14 protein-coding genes are annotated in these 20,730 nt (G+C 32.9%); 12 read left to right on the top strand and 2 right to left on the bottom strand.

Going from position 1 to position 20,730, the window contains the following annotated elements:
- Nucleotides 1–45: 45 nt before the first annotated feature.
- From gdhA to OA93_RS10490, 7 genes are all read left to right on the top strand, one after another.
- A complete protein-coding gene (gdhA, locus tag OA93_RS10520) occupies nt 46–1,389 on the top strand; it encodes an NADP-specific glutamate dehydrogenase (RefSeq protein ID WP_039113147.1) in 1,344 nt (447 codons plus the stop codon).
- A 130-nt stretch (nt 1,390–1,519) separates the two neighbouring features.
- Nucleotides 1,520–3,808 carry a two-component regulator propeller domain-containing protein gene (locus OA93_RS10515; RefSeq protein WP_039113146.1) on the top strand — a complete coding sequence of 763 codons (2,289 nt, stop codon included), beginning with the start codon at nt 1,520–1,522 and terminating at the stop codon, nt 3,806–3,808.
- An 85-nt stretch (nt 3,809–3,893) separates the two neighbouring features.
- Complete coding sequence (gene recO, locus OA93_RS10510; RefSeq protein WP_039113145.1) at nt 3,894–4,607, top strand: DNA repair protein RecO; 714 nt, start codon at nt 3,894–3,896, stop codon at nt 4,605–4,607.
- Between the two features lie 124 nt (nt 4,608–4,731).
- Nucleotides 4,732–6,624 (top strand): PQQ-binding-like beta-propeller repeat protein, encoded by a 1,893-nt coding sequence (locus OA93_RS10505; RefSeq protein WP_039113144.1) that lies wholly within the window; start codon nt 4,732–4,734, stop codon nt 6,622–6,624.
- A gap of 56 nt (nt 6,625–6,680) precedes the next feature.
- Complete coding sequence (locus OA93_RS10500; protein WP_039113143.1) at nt 6,681–8,600, top strand: hypothetical protein; 1,920 nt, start codon at nt 6,681–6,683, stop codon at nt 8,598–8,600.
- A gap of 261 nt (nt 8,601–8,861) precedes the next feature.
- Nucleotides 8,862–12,263, top strand: a complete 3,402-nt coding sequence (gene ileS, locus OA93_RS10495; RefSeq protein WP_039113142.1) for an isoleucine--tRNA ligase — start codon at nt 8,862–8,864, stop codon at nt 12,261–12,263.
- Between the two features lie 7 nt (nt 12,264–12,270).
- Nucleotides 12,271–12,651 carry a TraR/DksA C4-type zinc finger protein gene (locus OA93_RS10490; protein WP_082001802.1) on the top strand — a complete coding sequence of 127 codons (381 nt, stop codon included), beginning with the start codon at nt 12,271–12,273 and terminating at the stop codon, nt 12,649–12,651.
- Nucleotides 12,652–12,797: 146 nt separating this feature from the next.
- Here the strand turns inward: OA93_RS10490 and OA93_RS10485 are convergent, their stop codons facing one another.
- Together OA93_RS10485 and OA93_RS10480 are read right to left on the bottom strand one after the other, a co-directional pair.
- A complete protein-coding gene (locus tag OA93_RS10485) occupies nt 12,798–13,178 on the bottom strand; it encodes a hypothetical protein (RefSeq protein WP_039113140.1) in 381 nt (126 codons plus the stop codon).
- 27 nt (nt 13,179–13,205) lie between these two features.
- Nucleotides 13,206–13,562, bottom strand: a complete 357-nt coding sequence (locus OA93_RS10480; protein ID WP_039113139.1) for a roadblock/LC7 domain-containing protein — start codon at nt 13,560–13,562, stop codon at nt 13,206–13,208.
- A 174-nt stretch (nt 13,563–13,736) separates the two neighbouring features.
- On the opposite strand from OA93_RS10480, the gene OA93_RS10475 reads away from it, so the two are divergent.
- The 5 genes from OA93_RS10475 (at nt 13,737) to OA93_RS10455 (ending at nt 20,721) form a co-directional block, all read left to right on the top strand.
- Nucleotides 13,737–13,958, top strand: a complete 222-nt coding sequence (locus OA93_RS10475) for a hypothetical protein (protein ID WP_039113138.1) — start codon at nt 13,737–13,739, stop codon at nt 13,956–13,958.
- 93 nt (nt 13,959–14,051) lie between these two features.
- Nucleotides 14,052–14,648 carry a lipoprotein signal peptidase gene (locus OA93_RS10470; RefSeq protein WP_039113137.1) on the top strand — a complete coding sequence of 199 codons (597 nt, stop codon included), beginning with the start codon at nt 14,052–14,054 and terminating at the stop codon, nt 14,646–14,648.
- Nucleotides 14,649–14,733: 85 nt separating this feature from the next.
- Entirely contained in the window at nt 14,734–17,892 is a 3,159-nt protein-coding gene (locus OA93_RS10465) for a UvrD-helicase domain-containing protein (protein WP_039113136.1), read from the top strand.
- Nucleotides 17,893–17,963: 71 nt separating this feature from the next.
- Nucleotides 17,964–19,157, top strand: a complete 1,194-nt coding sequence (kbl, locus tag OA93_RS10460; protein ID WP_039113135.1) for a glycine C-acetyltransferase — start codon at nt 17,964–17,966, stop codon at nt 19,155–19,157.
- A 112-nt stretch (nt 19,158–19,269) separates the two neighbouring features.
- The gene (locus tag OA93_RS10455; protein ID WP_039113134.1) at nt 19,270–20,721 is read left to right on the top strand and encodes an OmpA family protein; all 1,452 of its coding nucleotides are present in this window, start codon (nt 19,270–19,272) and stop codon (nt 20,719–20,721) included.
- The last annotated feature ends 9 nt before the right edge of the window (nt 20,722–20,730 follow it).

Below are 20,730 nucleotides of genomic sequence, written 5' to 3'. Positions count from 1 at the left end.
TTGAGTAAATAATAAAATTAATTTATTTGATAATTTTTTTAGAAAATGAAACAAAAAATAAATGAATTTATGGCTCTTGTAGAGTCAAAAAATCCAAATGAGCCTGAATTTATTCAAGCAGTTAGAGAATTTGCTGAAACAGTAATTCCATTCATTGCTGAACAAAAAAAATATGACGGTAAGAACTTGCTTCTTAGAATCGCAGAACCGGAACGTTCTATAATTTTTAGAGTGCCGTGGGTTGACGATAAAGGAGAAATTATAGTAAATAGAGGTTTTAGAATTCAGATGAATTCGGCAATCGGACCATATAAAGGTGGAATTAGATTTCACCATACAGTAAATTTATCAGTTTTGAAATTTTTAGCTTTCGAGCAAGTTTTCAAAAATAGTTTAACTACACTTCCTATGGGAGGTGGAAAAGGAGGTTCTGATTTTGATCCTGAAGGAAAATCTGATGGTGAGATTATGCGTTTTTGTCAATCGTTTATGACCGAATTATGTCGTCATATCGGACCAGACTTAGATGTACCTGCCGGAGATATTGGTGTTGGAGCTAGAGAAATTGGATACTTATTTGGTCAATACAAAAGAATCAAAAATGAGTTTACAGGAGTTTTAACAGGTAAAGGAATTGCTTACGGTGGTTCATTAATCAGACCAGAAGCTACTGGATATGGTGTTGTATATTTTACAGACCAAATGTTACGTACTATCGGACATGAGATTAAAGGAAAAAGAGTTGCGATTTCTGGTTTCGGAAACGTTGCTTGGGGTGTAGCTTTAAAGATAAATGAATTAGGAGGGAAGTTGGTAACAATTTCTGGACCTGATGGATATATTTATGATGAAGAAGGTATTTCTGGAGAGAAAATCGAGCATATGGTAGAAATGAGAGCAAGTGGAAATAACAGAGCAGAAATGTATGTTAAGAAATATCCAAATGCTCAATTCCATAAAGGGAAAAGCCCATGGGAAGTAAAAGTGGATATCGCTATTCCTTGTGCTACTCAAAATGAATTGAACGAAGAAGATGCTAAGAAATTAATCGCAAATGGTGTTTTATGTGTTACAGAGGCAGCAAATATGCCATGTACACTTGATGCAATAAAACAATTTGTAGGTAAGAAAGTTCTTTTTGCTCCAGGAAAAGCTGCAAATGCTGGTGGAGTTGCTGCATCTGGATTAGAGATGACGCAAAACTCAATTCGTTTAAACTGGACTAGTGAAGAAGTAGATCTTAGACTAAAAGACATAATGGTAGGAATCCATAACCAATGTAAGAAATATGGAGTTGGTGCAGATGGTTACGTAAATTATGTAAAAGGAGCTAATATTGCAGGATTTGTAAAAGTAGCAGATGCTATGCTTGCTCAAGGAGTAGTATAGTTTTTTAAATACAATTAAAATGCCTCCATTCGGATTTTCGAATCGGAGGCATTTTTTATTTATATCAGAACGAAATTCAAATACTTTTGTTTGTATTATATTTGTGGAACCAATTGTATAGGTATAGATAATGGAAAAAAAGTTTCTTTACGTTTTGTTCTTATTGCTCATGCAATTTGGTTTTGCACAAAACAAATTATTATGGCAAGGTTATTTCTCTTATAACCAAATAAAAGATGTTTCGGATTCTCCTACAGCAATTTATGCTGCTACAGAAAACGCATTGTTTTCTAAAAATACCGCAACAAATATTGTTAAGACAATAAATACTGTTGATGGCCTTTCTGGGCAGTCTATCTCGTCTTTATATCATAGTGAATCATTTCGTAAAACACTTATTGGGTATGAAAACGGATTGATGACAATAATTAATGAAGTTGATGGTAGTATCGTAAAAGTGGTTGATATCATTAATAAACAACTCCCTGCGAATCTTAAAAAAATTAATCATTTCATGGAATATAATGGGATGGTTTATGTTTCATGCGATTTTGGAATTGTTCAGTTTAATCTAAAAACATTGCAGTTTGGAGATACTTATTTTATTGGAGACAGTGGAGCTCAAATTAATGTAAGACAAACTACGATTTACAACGGATTTATTTATGCAGCGACTAATAGTGGTATAAGGAAAGCTAATATTACGAATCTTAATTTAGTCGATTATATTCAATGGTCATTAGTTACTGCGGGCGATTGGTCAAGTGTAGAAACAAATGACACAAAACTGATTGCAATTAATACTTCAGGTTATATTAATAACTACGATTCAGGTTCTAATACTTTTGTTGGTTTTATGTCGCTTCCTCAACCATCAAAAGATATGAGAGCTAAAAATCATAATTTATTTATAACTACAGCAAGTGCAGTTTATGTATATAATAATCAAATGGTTTTACTACGTCAAATAAATAATAGTGACGTTTCGACAACAGGATTGAGTTTTACTTGCGCAACTGCTATTGGCGATAATATCTATATTGGAACAAATGAAAGTGGGCTTTTTGTTTCTACGCTTTCAGGGGCATCTATGTTTGAAAACACGATGCCAGCTGGGCCATCACAAAATAATATTTTTGCTATTAATGTTACGCCAAATTCACTTTGGGCAGTTTATGGTAATTATGATGTTTTTTATAATCCATATCCATTGGATAGTTATGGGATTAGTAAATTTAGTACTGCGGGATGGTTAAACATACCATACGAAAAATTATTTCAGGCAAAATCTATATCAAGGATTATAGTTAACCCTAATAATGAAAATCAAGTATATGCAAGTTCTTTTTTTTCAGGATTATTAAAAATAGATAATGAGACTCCTTCAATTTTATTTAATCAATCAAATAGCGGATTAGAGACTTTAACATTTTTGGGACCGAATTATATAGATGTTAGAATAAACGGAACTGCTTTTGATAAGTCAGGAAATTTATGGGTAACCAATAGTTTAATTAAAAATGGACTAAAGGTGTTGAGAGCTAATGGGCAATGGCAAACATTTCCTATTGGTGCAGTTCTTAGTAAGCCTGAGGATGCTAGTTTTAGTAGTATGACTATAGATAAGAATGGAACAAAATGGATTGGTACAAATAGAGATGGCGTAATTGGTTTTAATGAAAGTACAAATACAGCCAAAAAAATTGCAGTTGGTATCGATAATGGAAATTTACCAACTACAGATGTAAGAGCAGTTGCCGTAGATGCTAAAAATCAGCTTTGGATAGGTACAACAAGAGGACTTCGTGTTTTGAGTAATGTAAATAATTTTCAAACAGAAAATCAATTAAAAACAAATCCTATAATAATAATGGATGATGGTTTGGCTCAGGAATTACTTTACGAGCAATTTATCTCGGCAATTGTTGTAGATGGGGCAAATAATAAATGGATTGGAACCACAGATTCAGGTGTTTTTTTTGTTTCACCAAATGGTCAGGAAACTAAATATCACTTTACGATAAATAATTCGCCATTACCAAGCAATCAAATTAATGATATTGGGATAAACAGTGTCACTGGAGAAGTTTATATTGCGACAAGTAAAGGAATGGTTTCGTTTAAAGGAATCGCTACTGAAGCCAATGAAAATTTAAATAATGTATATGTATATCCAAATCCTGTACGTCCAGAATTTTCGGGAACAGTAAAAATTGCAGGATTACTAGATAAAGCCAATATTAAAATTACAGATATCGAAGGTAATCTTGTGTACGAAACAACATCCGAAGGAGGAACAATCGAATGGGATACGACTGCTTTTGGAAAATATAAAGTAGCTTCTGGTGTGTATATGATTGTTGTTTCGGCTGAAGACGGAGGAGAAACCAAAGTTAAGAAAGTAATGATAATACGATAGTTTTTAGTGTCAGTCCCAGTAATCAGTCTCAGTTTCTAAAAATCTAAGAAGTCTAAGCAAGTCTAAATAATCTAAGAAGTCTATTTTGCAAGTTAAAACCAAAGCAATTGTCATTTCAGCTATAAAATTCCAAGAAAAAAGCTTGATTGCCAAGTGTTTTACGCTTTCGCATGGATTGAAAACTTATTTTGTTAGAGATGCTTTTTCAACTCGTAAATCCAGTCAGAAAATAGCCTATTTTCAGCCATTAACTATTCTTGAGATTGAGGCTGTACATAAAAATAAAGGGACATTAGAAAATTTCAAGGAAATAAAAATTGGAACTCCTTTTCAGACCATTCATACCGACATTGTAAAAAGTACGATTGTCATGTTCTTATCCGAGATTCTGCATTATTCAATTCAGGAAGAAGAAAAGAATGAATCACTTTTTATTTTTTTAGAAACAGCTTTGTTTTGGTTGGATCAACATGATGAAATTACCAATTTCCATCTTATTTTGATGTTAGAAACTACTAAGTACCTAGGCTTCTATCCCGATGTTTCTGATGCCGATCTGCCGTTTTTCGAAATGAATGAAGGTGTTTTTACTCTTTTTTATGGGTTAAGTGCCCTAACCGAACATGAAACTAATTTGTTCAAAAAGCTAATAGATTTGAAGTTTGATAATGATCAAAAAGTTTTTCATGTTATTGAACGACAACTACTCCTGAAAATCTTAATAGACTATTATAGTTTTCATTTAGATGGCTTTAAAAGGCCGAAATCACTAGAGGTTTTGAAAGAAATATTTTCTTAAAAATCGAATCCTATTTTTATATATTTGCGCTGTAATTTTTATAAAATTTTGAAGTTTTCAATCTTTTATAATTAATTTCAAGAACATTATTCATTCTTAACTATAAAATTTTAAAAAACCAAACATGAAGAAAATTACGTTTTCGATTATTTTACTTTTATTAGTCAGCTTTTCGGCTATTTCCCAAAGGAAATATGACGAAATAGTTAACACAGAGAATACCGTACAAGATATGGTACAAAATGGAATTACAGGAATTGTTGTTTTTAATGAAGGAGGAACAATAAAAGGTTTAGATCCTGAAACTAAAAAAGTTGTATGGACTTTGACCAAAGATGATTTTGGAGGTAAATCAGCATTGACTATCATAGGTGATACCGATCTTACAAAGCTTTTTGATGATAAAAGTGCTTTAACTACCGTTGCCGGAAGTCCTTATGTTGAAGCTTACATCAATAACAAGTACATTATCATCAATACTGATACTGGTAAAGTGGTTTACAACTCTTCAAAAGAATCTTTTTGGGTAACACAATCAGATTTTATTCCTGAGACAAATGAGTATTTGCTTACTTTGAAAAAAGATGGCGACATGGCAATTGCATTATTGGATATGACGACTGGCGAATTAAAATGGAATACTACTGTAGATAAAGCGAAATCATTATTTAGCTTCTCTTTTAGAGAATCAGTAAATACAAACGTTGCTAAAGTACACGGATCAGTAATTTATTATTTACTGTACGGAAAATTATATTCTTTTGACAGAGCTACCGGAAAGTTAAACTGGAAAGGTGAAGAAGATTATTCAAAATTCTTCCTGACACAAAATGATAAAAATATTGTTGTAGTAAACAACACTGGAACTTTTTCGAATAAACAATATTTGAATGTTTTGAATACAGAAAACGGAAAAAGTATCTGGAAAGAATCAATCAAAACAAAGAGAGTTGTTTATCTTGAAGATTGGGGAACAAAATTGTTAGTAGCTCACTATAGTGGTTTTAACTTTTTTGATTTAAAAACAGGTGAGAAAATCTGGAAAAAAGATGCTCGTGGAGATGGTTTGAAAAGAGTAATTCCTATCGATCAGGATTTTTTATACGTTGCTGAGAACGAAATGATGTTGATCAATAAAGACGGAGAAAAACTTTGGAAAAAATTTATTGAAATTTCAGATGATAAAGAAGATCCAATTTATTATTTAGGTAAAGTAGGTGAAAAAGTAATGTATCTTACAGGTACTTACGGAAACATGGTTGATTATAAGACCGGAGTTAAACTTTGGAAACGTAATATCAACTTTGATAAAAACCGCCCGGTCTTACCAACTTATGATGAAGCAACAAACTCGTACTTAGTATATAATGATGAGAAGTTATATAAATTTGATCCAAGTATTAAAGATAAACCAGAGCCTTTTGCTAAAGTAAATATCAAAAAAGAAAAAGACTTAAACAGCATCGAATTATTTCCTTGGGGAGTAGTGCTTTCAGGACCAGTTGAGGTAATGGGAGTTAATATGGATGGTACAATCAAATATCACCTTACTTATACACAACCAGGAGAGTCAACAAGACGCCTTCTAAAAAGTGCTGCCATTGTAGGAAGTATCGGTTTAGGAGTTGCTGCAGGAGTAAGTGATTTTAAAGGTTCAGAAGTAACCATGACATATCGTGATTCTGGCGGAAACATGAGAACTACAGTTGTGAAGGCAGAAGATCAAACGAATAAGGATCAGGCAAATGCTTATGCAGCCGGATCTGTAGCTCTTGGTATTGTAGCAGCTAAATTTAATTCTCGTTTTAATGCAATGAAACAAAATAGAGATTACTCTTATATTTTTGCAAAAGCAGAAACAGGAGAAAAAATTCTTGTAAAAGTAAGTAAAATAGACGGTGTTGAGGTTGATAAAATTATTTTTACAAACAACAAACCGGTTTATGAAGTAGATCCTGCAACACAAAACATTTTTTATGTTTCGGATAAATCTATTCAGATCTTTAATAAAAAATAAGAAAAATAAAAACCCAAAGCCATCAGAATTTATTTCTGGTGGCTTTTTTTTTGCCTATGAAAAAAGTATTACTCTTAGTGGCTTTGCTTGTAATTGGATCAATTCAGGCACAAGAAAAAATAAGCTCAAAAACAAAGAAATTTAAAATTCCGATAATTAGATATTCTGAATTTCCAGCTCTTGATAATGTATTAACGCAAACGGCTTTTTATCAAATGGATAAATCGCTGCAGGAAGAAGAATCTAATTTAAAGAAGGATTTTTTTAATATTGATGGATTTATAAAAGATCCTGTAAACGGAAAGCTTAAACTTTATTTGACCTTTGCGATGCCCAGATATACAGACACTCAAATAGATAGTGTGTATGATAAGGAAAAAAATCGTTGGACTTATAATGCGCACTCTAATTATATAAATAATGTAAAATTAGATGTTAAGCTTGGCGATAAAATTATATTGACTAAGGATTTTGGAGGTTCAGATTCTTATTCGGTAAGTGTGGGAAATAGTATGGGTGCTTTGAAAGTTGTAGCCTCAGAACAGGATAAAAAAGTAAAGACAGCTGTAAAGAACTCAGATTACAGTGATGTAGGGCTTGGATTTGATAATGTTGTCTACAAAGCGGCAATAAGAATCCAAGATTTTTTAAATTATAAATTTGGATATTCAACTAGTGTAGTAAAGGAAAAATTTGAGTTTGTAACTTCAAAAGGGCATTCGGAATACAAACAAATGCTTGCTTTCGAGACAGAAATTACAGCTCAGCTGGAGAAAGTAACTCTTGAGAAAGGTTTAGACGAGAAATTACTAACGCCACATTTGCAGTATTTAGAAAGTCTGTTGGTAAAATACCCACTTTCTCCGGCAAATGAAGATATTCGTTTTATTGTCACCAACAATTTGGCTGAAACTTATTTTTTACTTGAGAATAAAGAAAAAGCCCTGAAATATGCTAATTTATTAATTGAAAATGATAAACAAGATTCGAGAGGATCTACAATTATCGAAAGAGTTAATAATGGCTATTTTGCAGATAAAAAAATAAGAAGCCATACACCTCGTTTTGCAGAGCTTAAAAAATTAGGTTTAAAAATTGCCGAAGAAAAAGAAGAGTTGAGATTAGCTTTTTTTGAAAAAATTGACCGTCAGGAAGCTGATTGGAATATCGAAAAAGAAAATAGAGCGGCAGCCTTAGAAAAAAGTAAAATTCAACGAGAAAATATGCTTGATTCTATTGCATATCAATCTAATCCGGATTTGTTAGCGAAGATTATTGCTAATCTTGGTGGAAGCAATATTCTAAAAAAAGTAGAGAAAACACATTTGGTGTCTAAGTTAACTTTAGAAGAAAGTAATATACCTCACACCGAAGAAAGATGGGCGACAACGACAAATTATCTTTTGAAAAAGAAAATGCCGGAAACCTATTATGAAATCGTAAATGGACCAGAAGCATGGAGTCACAGTGATCGCGAAAGTGGAGTGGAAGCCAAATGGGCAAAATTGCCAATTTACAAGTATAGTAATCTTTCTGCAAATTTGGACCCTGTGAATTTCTTAACTGCTTTTAGACTTGATTTATGGAATAAACTGGAGCTATTGCAAGATGAAATGGTTGACGGAAAATGGTGTTATCACTTTAATTATTTCGAAAAAACATTGAACACAAGTAATAGAACCATTCCTAAAACAGATTATCATCTTTTTATTGATAAAGAAGATTTTTCGATTGTTGCAACGGAAAGAACAGAATTTGATGATGGAAATAAAAGTTTTTTTGAGCGAAAGCTTTTCAAAGATTATCGTCCTGTAGCAGCTTTAAATTCAGGAAAAATTCCGCATAAGATTAATTATGAAATTGAAGATTTTTACGGAGATACTTCCTATCAGGAAAACCGCGAAAAAGTGGAAGTAAATGCCGTTTTTGGTAATAGAATTTTTATGAAAGAAGTTTATTTCGGAAGTTTTAAATAAAGATTAATACTATTAATGACGACCGTCTTTTTTGCTAATAAAAGACTGTTATGTTTTCGCTTTTGTGGACACTAAGAAATATTTTCTTGAAGATTGAATCCTTAGGGTTTTTAATTTTTGAGAAAATATTTCTGTTTAAATCAATAACTATTTTTTGATAAATGCGGAATTATAAATGTATTAACAAATTTAATTAGTGAATTGGTGGCTAAAAAAATCAAAATTCCTTACTTTCGCACTTCGATTTAAGAAAAGGATAAAATGAGCACAAAATTTACTGAATACAAAGGACTTGACTTGCCTACTGTAGCGTCTGAAGTACTTGACTTTTGGAAGAAAGAAAATATATTTGAAAAGAGTGTAACTACTCGCGAAGGTGCAGTGCCTTACGTATTTTTTGAAGGTCCTCCTTCGGCAAATGGATTACCAGGAATTCACCACGTGATGGCACGTGCGATTAAAGATATTTTTTGCAGATATAAAACTCAAAAAGGTTTTCAGGTAAAAAGAAAAGCTGGTTGGGATACTCACGGATTGCCTGTAGAGTTAGGTACCGAAAAAGAACTAGGAATTACAAAAGAAGATATTGGTAAAACAATTTCTATCGAAGAATATAACGAAGCGTGTAAAAAAACCGTAATGCGTTATACCGACGTATGGAATGACTTAACCGAAAAAATGGGATATTGGGTAGATATGGAAGATCCATATGTAACTTATAAACCAAAATATATGGAGTCTGTTTGGTGGCTTTTGAAACAAATTTACGATAAAGGTTTGTTGTACAAAGGATATACTATTCAGCCTTATTCTCCAAAAGCAGGAACAGGATTGTCTTCTCACGAAGTAAATCAGCCTGGAGCTTATAGAGATGTTACAGATACTACAATTGTAGCACAATTTAAAACATTGCCAGAAACATTGCCTTCGTTTTTACAAGGTTTTGGAGATATCCACATCTTGGCCTGGACGACAACTCCATGGACATTACCATCGAATACAGCTTTAACAGTTGGTCCAAGAATTGACTACGTTTTGGTAAAAACTTTCAATCAATATACTTTTGAGCCTGTAAATGTTGTTTTGGCTAAAAATTTAGTTGGAAAACAATTCGGAAAAGGATTTTTTGCAAGTGAAGATGATGCCGATTTCGAGAATGTAAAAGAAGGTGATAAAAAACTTCCGTATAAAATTTTAGCGGAAGCGAAAGGAGCTGATTTAGTTGAGATCCGTTACGAACAATTATTACCATATGTATTGCCATATCAAAATGCTGAAAATGCATTTAGAGTAATAGCAGGAGATTTTGTGACTACCGAAGACGGAACGGGTATTGTACATACCGCTCCAACTTTTGGTGCTGATGATGCTAAAGTAGCAAAAGAGGCTAAGCCTGAAGTACCACCAATGTTGGTTCTTGACGAAACTGGAACGGCAGTTCCTTTGGTAGATTTACAAGGAAAATTCACTTCACATTTAGGAGATCTTGCTGGTAAATATGTGAAAAATGAATATTATGATGCAGGTCAGGCGCCAGAGCGTTCTGTAGATGTTGAAATTGCTATTCGATTAAAAGAAGAAAATAAAGCCTTTAAGGTAGAGAAATATGTGCACAGTTATCCACATAGCTGGAGAACTGATGAGCCGTTATTATATTATCCACTAGATTCTTGGTTCATTAAAGTAACCGATGTAAAAGATAGAATGTTCGACCTGAACGAAACTATCAATTGGAAGCCTAAGTCTACTGGTGAAGGGCGTTTTGGAAATTGGCTTAAAAATGCCAATGACTGGAACTTATCTCGTTCTAGATATTGGGGTATTCCGTTGCCAATTTGGAGAACTGAAGATAAAAAAGAAGAAATTCTTATTGGTTCTGTTGAAGAATTGTACAATGCGATTGAGAAATCTATCGAAGCAGGTTTTCAAAAAGAAAATCCGTTTAAAGGATTTGAAATCGGAAATATGTCTGAATCTAATTATGATTTAATCGATTTGCATAAAAATGTAGTCGATCAAATAACTTTAGTTTCGGCTTCAGGCCAGCCAATGAAACGCGAAAGTGATTTAATTGATGTTTGGTTTGATTCTGGAGCAATGCCTTACGCACAATGGCATTATCCTTTTGAGAATAAAGATAAAATTGACGAGAATAAAGATTTTCCAGCTGATTTTATTGCTGAAGGTGTCGATCAGACTCGTGGATGGTTTTATACGCTTCACGCAATCGGAACTTTAGTTTTTGATAAAGTAGCTTATAAAAATGTGGTTTCAAATGGTTTGGTTTTAGACAAAAATGGAATAAAAATGTCTAAGAGTAAAGGAAATACAATTGACCCTTTTAAAACCATTGCAGAATACGGTCCTGATGCCACACGTTGGTATATGATTATGAATGCAAATCCTTGGGATAATTTAAAATTTGACCTTGAGGGAATTGCTGAGGTTCGTCGTAAATTCTTCGGAACATTATATAACACCTATTCATTCTTTTCGTTGTATGCAAACATCGATGGATTTAAATATGCTGAAGCAGAAATTCCGATAAACGAAAGACCAGAAATTGATCAGTGGATTATTTCTGAATTAAATACACTTATCAAAGAAGTTGATGGCTTTTATGCCGATTATGAGCCAACAAGAGCTGCTCGTGCAATTTCAGACTTTGTACAAGAGAATTTAAGCAATTGGTATGTTCGTTTATGTCGTCGTCGTTTTTGGAAAGGAGAGTACGCGCATGATAAAATAGCAGCCTATCAAACACTTTATACTTGTTTGTTAACTATAAGTAAACTAAGTGCTCCAATTGCTCCATTTTTTATGGATAAGCTTTACAGAGACTTAACAACTTCAACACAGTCAGAAAATTATGACAGTGTACATTTGGCAGAGTTTCCAAAATACGTTGAAAACTTTGTTAATAAAACGTTAGAAAGCAAAATGCAGAAAGCGCAGACTATCTCATCACTTGTTTTATCACTTCGTAAGAAGGAAATGATTAAGGTACGTCAACCGTTGCAAAAGGTAATGATTCCAGTACTTGACGATAATCAACGTAGTGAAATTGAGGCAGTTTCAGAGCTTGTAAAAGCAGAAGTTAACGTGAAAGAAATCGTTCTTTTAGATGATGCTTCGGGTATTTTGGTGAAACAAATTAAGCCTAATTTTAAAGCATTAGGACCTCGATTTGGTAAAGATATGGGCTTGATTTCCAAAGAGATACAGTCTTTTACAGCGCAGCAAATCAGTCAGTTAGACAAGGAAGGTTCGTTAGATATTGTTATTGCAGGAAATAATGTAACTTTATCATTAGAAGATGTCGAAATTACATCACAAGATATCGAAGGTTGGTTGGTTGCAAATTCAAACGGAATAACAGTTGCGCTTGATATTACGATCACGGAAGAGCTGAAAAATGAGGGTATCGCAAGAGAATTGGTTAATAGAATTCAAAACATCCGTAAAGATTCTGGATTTGAAGTAACTGATAAGATAAAGGTACAGATAAAGAGAAGTGGTATATTAGAAACTGCAATTCTTAAAAATGAAGACTATATTAAGTCTGAAACATTAACAGATAGTTTGGTTTTTTTAGACGAATTAGAAAGCGGCATAGAAATTGAATTTGATGATATAAAAACAATGATATTAATTTCAAAATAATATAAAAATGGTAGATGAAATTACAAGATACTCTGACGCTGATTTAGCTGAATTCAAAGAGATCATTTTGGGTAAAATACAAAAAGCGCAAGCAGATTTAGACTTGATTAAAAGTGCTTACATGAATGATTTAAATAACGGTACAGATGATACGTCTCCAACATTTAAAGCATTTGAAGAAGGAAGCGAAACTATGTCCAAAGAAGCAAACTCACAGTTAGCTATCAGACAAGAAAAGTTTATTCGAGATTTAAAGAATGCGTTATTTCGTGTAGAAAATAAAACATACGGAGTGTGCAAAGTAACAGGAAAGTTAATCGGAAAAGAAAGATTAAAGATTGTTCCTCATGCTACAATGAGTATTGAAGCAAAAAACTTGCAACGATAGTTTTTTAAATAAATAATAAAGCGCTCCTATTTAAGGGGCGTTTTTTTTGCATCAAAATGAAGAGAAGTAATTTAAGTGTAAAAAAGGAAGTAGTTAAATTAAAACTGTCTTTGTGCAAGACAGTTTTAATTAAGAAAGTAATGCTGTTACGCTAGATTTTTTTCCAAATCAGTTTTGTATTTTCTTAAAACAGCTCTTGTCATTCCTAAGTTGGCTTTTGTAGAGTCTGCGACTAGATAAACCATGAATTTATTATTTGGTGAAATATCAATAATGTGAATTTGATTGGTAAGGGTAATTAAGATATCCTCGATGTCTTGTTTTAAATTTAAGGCCTTTACAGCACTTAATTTAGCTTTAACTACTTCAAGGTTGTATGCAGAAGCTAATTCGGGATCAAATGCCGAATCGATGCTTAAATTACCATAACTAAGCCCTGTTTCAATCTCGGTTACAGCTACAGCTATAAAACCATTCACATTTGTTTTCATTTCAGTTAGAAAAACATTTAAAAAGTCGTTGCTCATAATTTTTGGGGATTTATTGGTTATTAATTATTTTAAAAGACTGTTTTTGTTAAGCTGAGTGGCTAGTTCATCGATATTGCGCAGAAATAATCCGAGATTGCTACCATCATTAGAGAAAACGATGATGCTATGAGAATTGTTTATTTTGTTCATTACAGCGACTCCATTGGTGGTTTTAAGGTATAATTGTTTAAGTAGTCCTTTGTCTAAGTCATTAAGGAATTTGTCGCTCATAGATAGGATTGCGTCGCTCATTGCGGCAACACTGTCACTATATTCTAAGTGTAAAGAGGTAATCAATTTTCCTTTTGTACCCGATATAAGTGCCGATGTTGATTTGGTCTGAATTAAAAACTCATTTAGCATGGAAGTGATTTCATTCATTGTGTGGAGATTTGGGGAGTTGTTAAAAAATAATTGATTAAGCTAATTTAATTAAAAAATCATAGCTTTATCATGTATTATCTCGTTAATTTATTTAAAAAATATAAAATTTTTGCGTATTATTGTAAGAAAGGAATGGAGGATTAAGTAAGTATTAATTTAAGATAAAACGTTATGGCTAAAGTGTTGAAGTTTAAAGATGTGAAGTCGGATGTTGATAGTAGAATAAAGGAATTTGATAAAATAAGGGTTAAGTTGAATGTTGCCAAAGCAAAAAAGGCACAGGGTAATATTGTTAAGACTACAGATGGGAAAAAAGAAGCTAAAGGATTGTTCAATTCAATCTCAAGTTTTTTTTCTGAAGGATCTAAGCCAGTTAGAAATAATGGAAAATAATAATGAAACATTTTGTTACGAAATAATTAACGCTCCTAAGGGGGCGTTTTTTTTGATTTAATTGTTACTTTTGCGCCAATAAAAAATTATAAAATGTCACTACGAAAAGCGTATTTACTTATTTTCATTATTTTACTTATTGATCAGCTTTCTAAAATTTATATAAAAACCAACTTCGTTTTAAGCGAAGAAGTGGAGGTTTTTAAGTGGTTTAAGATTCTTTTTATTGAGAATGAAGGAATGGCTTGGGGAACAAAAATACCAGGAGAATACGGGAAATTGATTTTAACCGTTTTTAGGATTTTTGCTGTTTTTGGTATTGGATACTGGTTGTATGACTCTATTAAAAAACAAAGCTCAACATATTTAGTTGTTGCTATTGCTTTAATTTTGGCTGGAGCTGCAGGAAATATTATAGACTCTGTTTTTTATGGTGTAATATTCGATGACAGTTATAACAACTTAGCAACACTATTTGCTCCTGAACATTATGGAACGTGGTTTCATGGTAAAGTAGTAGATATGTTGTATTTTCCTATTTGGGAAGGAAATCTACCAACTTGGTTGCCAATATGGGGTGGACAACAATTTAAATTTTTTAATGCAATTTTTAATTTTGCCGATATGGCAATTTCTACAGGTGTTGGTATTTTAATTGTTTTTAATAAAAAAGCATTTAATAAGCACTAATTAATTTTACTTTATAGAATTTTAGTTTTTTGCAACCGAATAGTTCTCGGGATGTTTTATTTTTACAGTTCGAAAAAATTAAAAAATGCAAAGACCTTCCTTTTCTATATATGATGCATCCGCAGGTTCAGGAAAGACATATACCCTAGTTAAGGAATATCTTAAAATTATACTTTCGGCTCCTAAAAATGATGCGTATCGCAATATTCTTGCAATAACTTTTACAAATAAGGCAGTTCATGAGATGAAAAGCCGAATTGTAGGTAGCTTATCTGAGTTTGCCAAAGAAGAACCTTCCGCGAAAGCGATAGATTTAATGGAGGATTTGGCGAGGGATACTGGCCTTTCAATCATTGAATTAAAAACAAAATCACAAAATATCATTAAGCATATTATTCATAATTATGCTGCTTTTGATATTTCTACAATCGATAAATTTACCCATAAGGTTATTCGTGCTTTTGCGCATGATTTAAATTTACCCATGACTTTTGAGGTAACTCTGGATACGGAAAATTTACTCATAGAGGCAGTCGATGCAATTATTGCACAAGCGGGACAAGATGAAACTTTGACCAAGTTGCTGATTGATTTTACGATGGAGAAAACCGACGATGATAAAAGTTGGGATGTTTCTCGTGAAATTCTTGAAACAGGAAGGTTAATTTTAAATGAAAATAATCGAAATGAGATTACTCATTTTCATGATAAATCAATTGGGGAGTTTGTTGAGATAAAAAATAAGCTAAAGGATTTGTGTAAAAATCTTGAGGAAGAAAATGCTGTTTTTGCAACTGAAGCTCTTTTGTTAATTGAGAAAAACGGAATCGATTTAAAATCTTTTTCAAGAGGAACATTTCCGAATCATCTGGAGAGCATTCGAGATGGGAAGTTTAATCCCAAGAATAAAACATTTCATGAGTTTGATGATATTGCAATTAATAAAACGGCCAAAGACAAAGCCGTAATAGAAAATATTATTCCAGAATTACTTCAAATTCTGGATAAGATCTATAAAAATTTCGAAAAGAGGGATTTCTACAAAGCGTTTCTTAAAAATATTACGCCATTGTCATTGCTGAATACAGTAAGCAATGAGTTAGAAAAGATTCAGAACGAACAAAATGTTTTGTCTATTTCTGAGTTCAATGCAATTATTCATCGCGAAATCCAAAATCAACCTGCGCCTTTTATTTATGAACGTTTAGGAGAAAAATACCGTCATTTTTTTATTGATGAGTTTCAGGATACTTCCGAAATGCAATGGCAGAATTTAATTCCGCTAATCGATAATGCTCTTTCTGGGCAAGATGATTATGGGGTAAAAGGGACTTTGATGATTGTGGGAGATCCGAAACAATCTATTTATCGTTGGAGAGGAGGAAAAGCGGAGCAGTTTATTGAATTAAGTAAGGATTTAAATCCGTTTAATAATCCAGATAAGAAAATAACACATTTAGATACTAATTACAGAAGTTATAGTGAGGTTATTGAATTTAATAATGGCTTTTTTAAATTAATCTCTTCAGAGTTTGAAAATGCAGACTATAAAGATTTATATGAGAATCATAGTTATCAAAAGACAAATGCGAAGAAAGGCGGTTATGTAAATATTTCGTTTCTTCCAGTTATTGATAAAAATGAACAAATTGATGATGATGCTGCTCTGGAGAAAACTGATTTGTATGTTTTGGCAACTTTAAATACAATCCAGAAAGTTTTACGTGAAGGATTTGAGTATAAAGATATTGTTATTTTGACTCGTAAAAGAGATCAGGGTATCGCTGTAGCAAATTATCTCACAGAGCAAAATATTCCGTTATTATCATCAGAAACATTGATGATTCAGAATGCAACCGAAGTTCGATTAATTATTCATTTATTAAAGTATTTGAATAACAATGCAGACTTAGAAGCTAAAGCTAATTTTTTGCATTTCTTAACTAAGAATATTGAGATTAAAAGGCCTGTTCATGACTTTATAGCCGAAGGAATGGCAGAGAGAAATGAAATTGCTTTTGAAAAATGGTTAGAGAAATTTGATATTTTGCTTTCGTTTGAAAATATTCGAAAGAAATCACTTTATGAAGCCGTAGAAACTATCGTTTCTGAATTTGTGCGTCTGGAATATAATAATGCCTATGTGCAATATTTTCTTGATATAGTTTTGGAGCGCGATATTAGGAATCAAGCTGGTATTTCGGATTTCTTAAGTTATTGGGATAAGAATGCGGGGAAATTTAGTATTCCGTCTCCTGAGGGGAATAATGCTGTTCGTATAATGACAATTCATAAATCAAAAGGATTAGAGTTTCCAGTGGTAATTATGCCTTTCGCAGAAGAAGATTATAGTCGAAAACCAAAAGATAAGTTATGGTTAAATGCGGAGGAGTCAGACTTTGGATTGCCAAAAGTGTTAATAGATAATAGTAGTGCGGTAGCTGGTTTTGGAGAAGATGCCGCTGTTGTTTTTAATTCAAAAAAACAAGAAGAGCTACTTGATAATGTAAATGTTTTATATGTTGCCTTGACTCGTGCTGAAGAGCAATTATATGTTATTTCTCAGGAAATAAAGCCTAGAAAAGATGGAGAGTTCCCAGGTAATATGGCGTCTTTTTTTATAAAATATTTAATTAATCTGGGGGTTTATGATGAGAGTAAATTGGAATATGAATTTGGAAATTCAGTAAAATTATCTTCGGGAGATAAACATTCTTCGTTTACAAAGACGATTCCGCTAGTTTCGGAAGTTTTAAATCCAAAAAATATTAAAATTGCACAACGTGAAGCATTAATGTGGGGAACGCATCAGCAGGAAGCTATATCTTATGGAAATGTGATTCATGAAATCTTAGCGTTTGTGAAATATAAATCAGATGTTGATTTGGCAATTGTAAAAGCATTAGAAGATGGGTTAATTGTATTTGAGCAAAAAGAGATAGTTTTAAAGACGATTAAGGAAATTGTAAATCATTCAGAAATCAGTATTTGTTTTGAGGAGGGTAATAGGGTTTTAAATGAGGAAACAATAATCCAGAAAGCAGGAAAGACATTGAAGCCTGATAGGGTAGTTATTACTCCAAAAGGAGAAGCTTATCTTTTGGATTATAAAACTGGTTTGAGTAATCCAAAATACATACAACAGTTACAAGAATATCAGGATGCTATTGAAAATATGGGTTTCAAAGTGTTAAAAAAAGCATTGGTGTATATAGGAACCGATATCGTTGTAGTAAATTTGTGAAAAAATTAATCAGACGTTAAAGAAAAGAGTCAGACTAACTTGTTAAAATTTAACATATTAAATAAATAAAAATGTACGGAAAAATTAAAGAGCATTTGCAGAATGAATTGCAAACTATTGAAGAAAACGGAATTTTTAAAAAAGAACGAATAATAACTTCTGCTCAAGATGCTGAAATAACAATTTCTACAGGAGAGAAGGTTTTGAATTTTTGTGCCAATAATTATTTAGGATTGTCTTCTCATCCAGAAGTGGTTCAAGCTGCAAAAGACGCTATGGATACTCATGGTTTCGGAATGTCATCTGTACGTTTTATATGTGGTACGCAAGATATTCATAAAACATTAGAGAAAAAGATTGCTGATTTTTACGGAACAGAAGATACAATTTTGTACGCAGCAGCTTTTGATGCTAATGGTGGTGTTTTTGAGCCTTTATTAGGAGAGAACGATGCGATTATTTCAGATAGTTTAAATCATGCTTCTATTATAGATGGAGTTCGTTTGTGTAAAGCAGCTCGTTATCGTTATGAAAATAGTAATATGGAAGACTTGGAGCAACAGCTAATAAAAGCTAATGCTGCGGGAACCCGTTTTAAATTAATTGTTACAGATGGAGTGTTCTCTATGGATGGACTTGTAGCTCCATTGGATAAAATATGTGACTTAGCAGATAAATATGACGCTATGGTTATGGTTGATGAGTGTCATGCTGCTGGATTTATTGGTGCAACAGGAAAAGGTACTCTTGAGGCAAAAGGAGTAATGGGTAGGGTTGATATTATTACAGGAACACTTGGTAAAGCTTTAGGTGGAGCTATGGGAGGTTATACAACTGCTAAAAAAGAGATTGTAGAATTGTTACGCCAAAGATCAAGACCTTATTTGTTTTCAAACTCATTAGCGCCTGCAATTGTTGGAGCTTCGATTAAGGTATTTGAGCTTTTAGAAAAAGATACTGTATTAAGAGATAGATTAGAGTGGAATACTAATTATTTTAAAGAAGGTTTAAAGAAAGCTGGTTTTGATATAATAGATGGAGATTCGGCTATCGTTCCAGTTATGTTATATGATGCAAAATTATCGCAAAATATGGCAAATGAGCTTCTAAAGGAAGGGATTTATGTAATTGGGTTCTTTTTTCCGGTAGTTCCTAAAGAAAAAGCAAGGATAAGAGTACAGTTATCTGCAGCTCATACTAAAGACCATTTAGACAGAGCCTTAGCGGCTTTTGTTAAAGTAGGTAAAATGTTAAAAGTTGTATAATTCCCACTTTTTACACTTCTTATTGCTTTTTTTTAACATTTCATTTTGTAGTTAAAAATTTACGCATTACTTTTGTCTATAATTAACTAAATTGTAATTAAATAAATTAAGTATGAAACATCTTAACAAACTTTTAGTTGCTGTGATGATGGCGATGGGTTTAACTTCTCACGCACAAGACAGTAACAATCCATGGGCGATCTCTTTTGGAGTTAATGCCGTTGACACTAGAACCAGTTCTGGTGCAGGGAGCGGTTTCTTTGATCAACACTTTTCTCAGCCATTCGCAGTGAAAGACAACTGGAATATTCTTCCTTCTGTATCTTATATTAGTGTATCTAGATACGTTGGTAGTAATTTTTCTGTAGGATTGCAAGGTTCTGTGAACAAAATTGATAAATTAGTTACTTTTGATCCAAGTAATCCTGCACATGATTCAAGAGGAAATGTTGTAAGTAATCCTGGAGATTTAATGTACTACGGAATTGATGCTACTATTAGATATAGCTTCCAAGAATTAATCAAATCTAAAGTAATCGATCCTTCGTTAACTGTAGGTGGAGGTTATACTTTCTTCGGAGATAGTAGTTTTGGTACAGTTAATCCAGGTGCTGGAGTAACTTTTTGGTTTACTGAATCTATTGGTCTTGAGCTTGCTACAAAATACAAATGGGCTGTTTCTCCTAACGAAACTAAAGCTACTGACAGATCTGTTTTCCAACACACTGCTGGTATCGTTTTCAAATTCGGAGGTAAAGATACTGACGGAGACGGAATCTACGATAAAGATGATGCTTGTCCAGATGTTGCTGGTTTAAAACAATTCAACGGATGTCCTGATACTGACGGAGACGGAATCGTTGACGCAAGTGATGCTTGTCCTACTGAATTTGGTTTAGCTGCTTTAAACGGTTGTCCTGATAGAGACGGAGACGGTGTTGCTGATAAAGATGACGCTTGTCCAGACGTATTTGGTTTAGCTGCTTTAAAAGGTTGTCCAGATGCTGACGGTGATGGTATTGCTGATAAAGATGACAAATGTCCTACTGTAGCAGGTCCTAAAGAAAACGGTGGATGTCCTTGGCCAGACGCTGATAAAGATGGTGTACTTGACAAAGATGATGATTGTCCTACTGTAGCTGGTCCAGCTAGTAACAGAGGTTGTCCAGAAGTAACTACTGCTGTATTAGATGATCTTAAAGTTCAAGCTAGAGCGGTATTCTTTGACACTGGAAAAGCTACTTTCAAAAAAGGTGATGCTCAAACTCCAGTTAGATTAGATGCTATCAAAGAAATCCTTAAAGATTATCCAAATGCTAAATTCAGCATTGAAGGACACACAGATAGTACAGGTTCTGCAAAAATTAACGATAAATTATCTCAAGAAAGAGCTGATGCTGTAATGAACGCATTAATCGCAAGAGGTGTTAATCCAGCAAACTTAACTGCTAAAGGATTCGGTTCATCTCAACCAGTAGCAAGTAACAAAACTGCTAAAGGAAGAGCTGAAAACAGAAGAACTGAAATTAGACACGTAGGTTCTAAATATGAAGGTAAATTGTAATTTACTTTT

The sequence above is a fragment of the Flavobacterium sp. KMS genome (genome assembly GCF_000813005.1).
Taxonomy (GTDB): Bacteria; Bacteroidota; Bacteroidia; order Flavobacteriales; family Flavobacteriaceae; genus Flavobacterium.
The sequence above is the reverse complement of the archived record's forward strand: the minus strand, read 5'-3'. Positions and strand labels throughout refer to the sequence as shown.

Bases quoted from the DNA above. Each gene is read 5' to 3' on its own strand.
- OA93_RS10465 (WP_039113136.1), top strand. From the start codon at position 14,734: ATGCAAAGACCTTCCTTTTCTATATATGATGCATCCGCAGGTTCAGGA.
- OA93_RS10475 (WP_039113138.1), top strand. From the start codon at position 13,737: ATGGCTAAAGTGTTGAAGTTTAAAGATGTGAAGTCGGATGTTGATAGT.
- OA93_RS10455 (WP_039113134.1), top strand. From the start codon at position 19,270: ATGAAACATCTTAACAAACTTTTAGTTGCTGTGATGATGGCGATGGGT.
- ileS (WP_039113142.1), top strand. From the start codon at position 8,862: ATGAGCACAAAATTTACTGAATACAAAGGACTTGACTTGCCTACTGTA.
- kbl (WP_039113135.1), top strand. From the start codon at position 17,964: ATGTACGGAAAAATTAAAGAGCATTTGCAGAATGAATTGCAAACTATT.
- gdhA (WP_039113147.1), top strand. From the start codon at position 46: ATGAAACAAAAAATAAATGAATTTATGGCTCTTGTAGAGTCAAAAAAT.
- OA93_RS10500 (WP_039113143.1), top strand. From the start codon at position 6,681: ATGAAAAAAGTATTACTCTTAGTGGCTTTGCTTGTAATTGGATCAATT.
- OA93_RS10485 (WP_039113140.1), bottom strand. From the start codon at position 13,178: ATGAGCAACGACTTTTTAAATGTTTTTCTAACTGAAATGAAAACAAAT.
- OA93_RS10515 (WP_039113146.1), top strand. From the start codon at position 1,520: ATGGAAAAAAAGTTTCTTTACGTTTTGTTCTTATTGCTCATGCAATTT.
- OA93_RS10480 (WP_039113139.1), bottom strand. From the start codon at position 13,562: ATGAATGAAATCACTTCCATGCTAAATGAGTTTTTAATTCAGACCAAA.
- OA93_RS10490 (WP_082001802.1), top strand. From the start codon at position 12,271: ATGGTAGATGAAATTACAAGATACTCTGACGCTGATTTAGCTGAATTC.
- OA93_RS10470 (WP_039113137.1), top strand. From the start codon at position 14,052: ATGTCACTACGAAAAGCGTATTTACTTATTTTCATTATTTTACTTATT.
- OA93_RS10505 (WP_039113144.1), top strand. From the start codon at position 4,732: ATGAAGAAAATTACGTTTTCGATTATTTTACTTTTATTAGTCAGCTTT.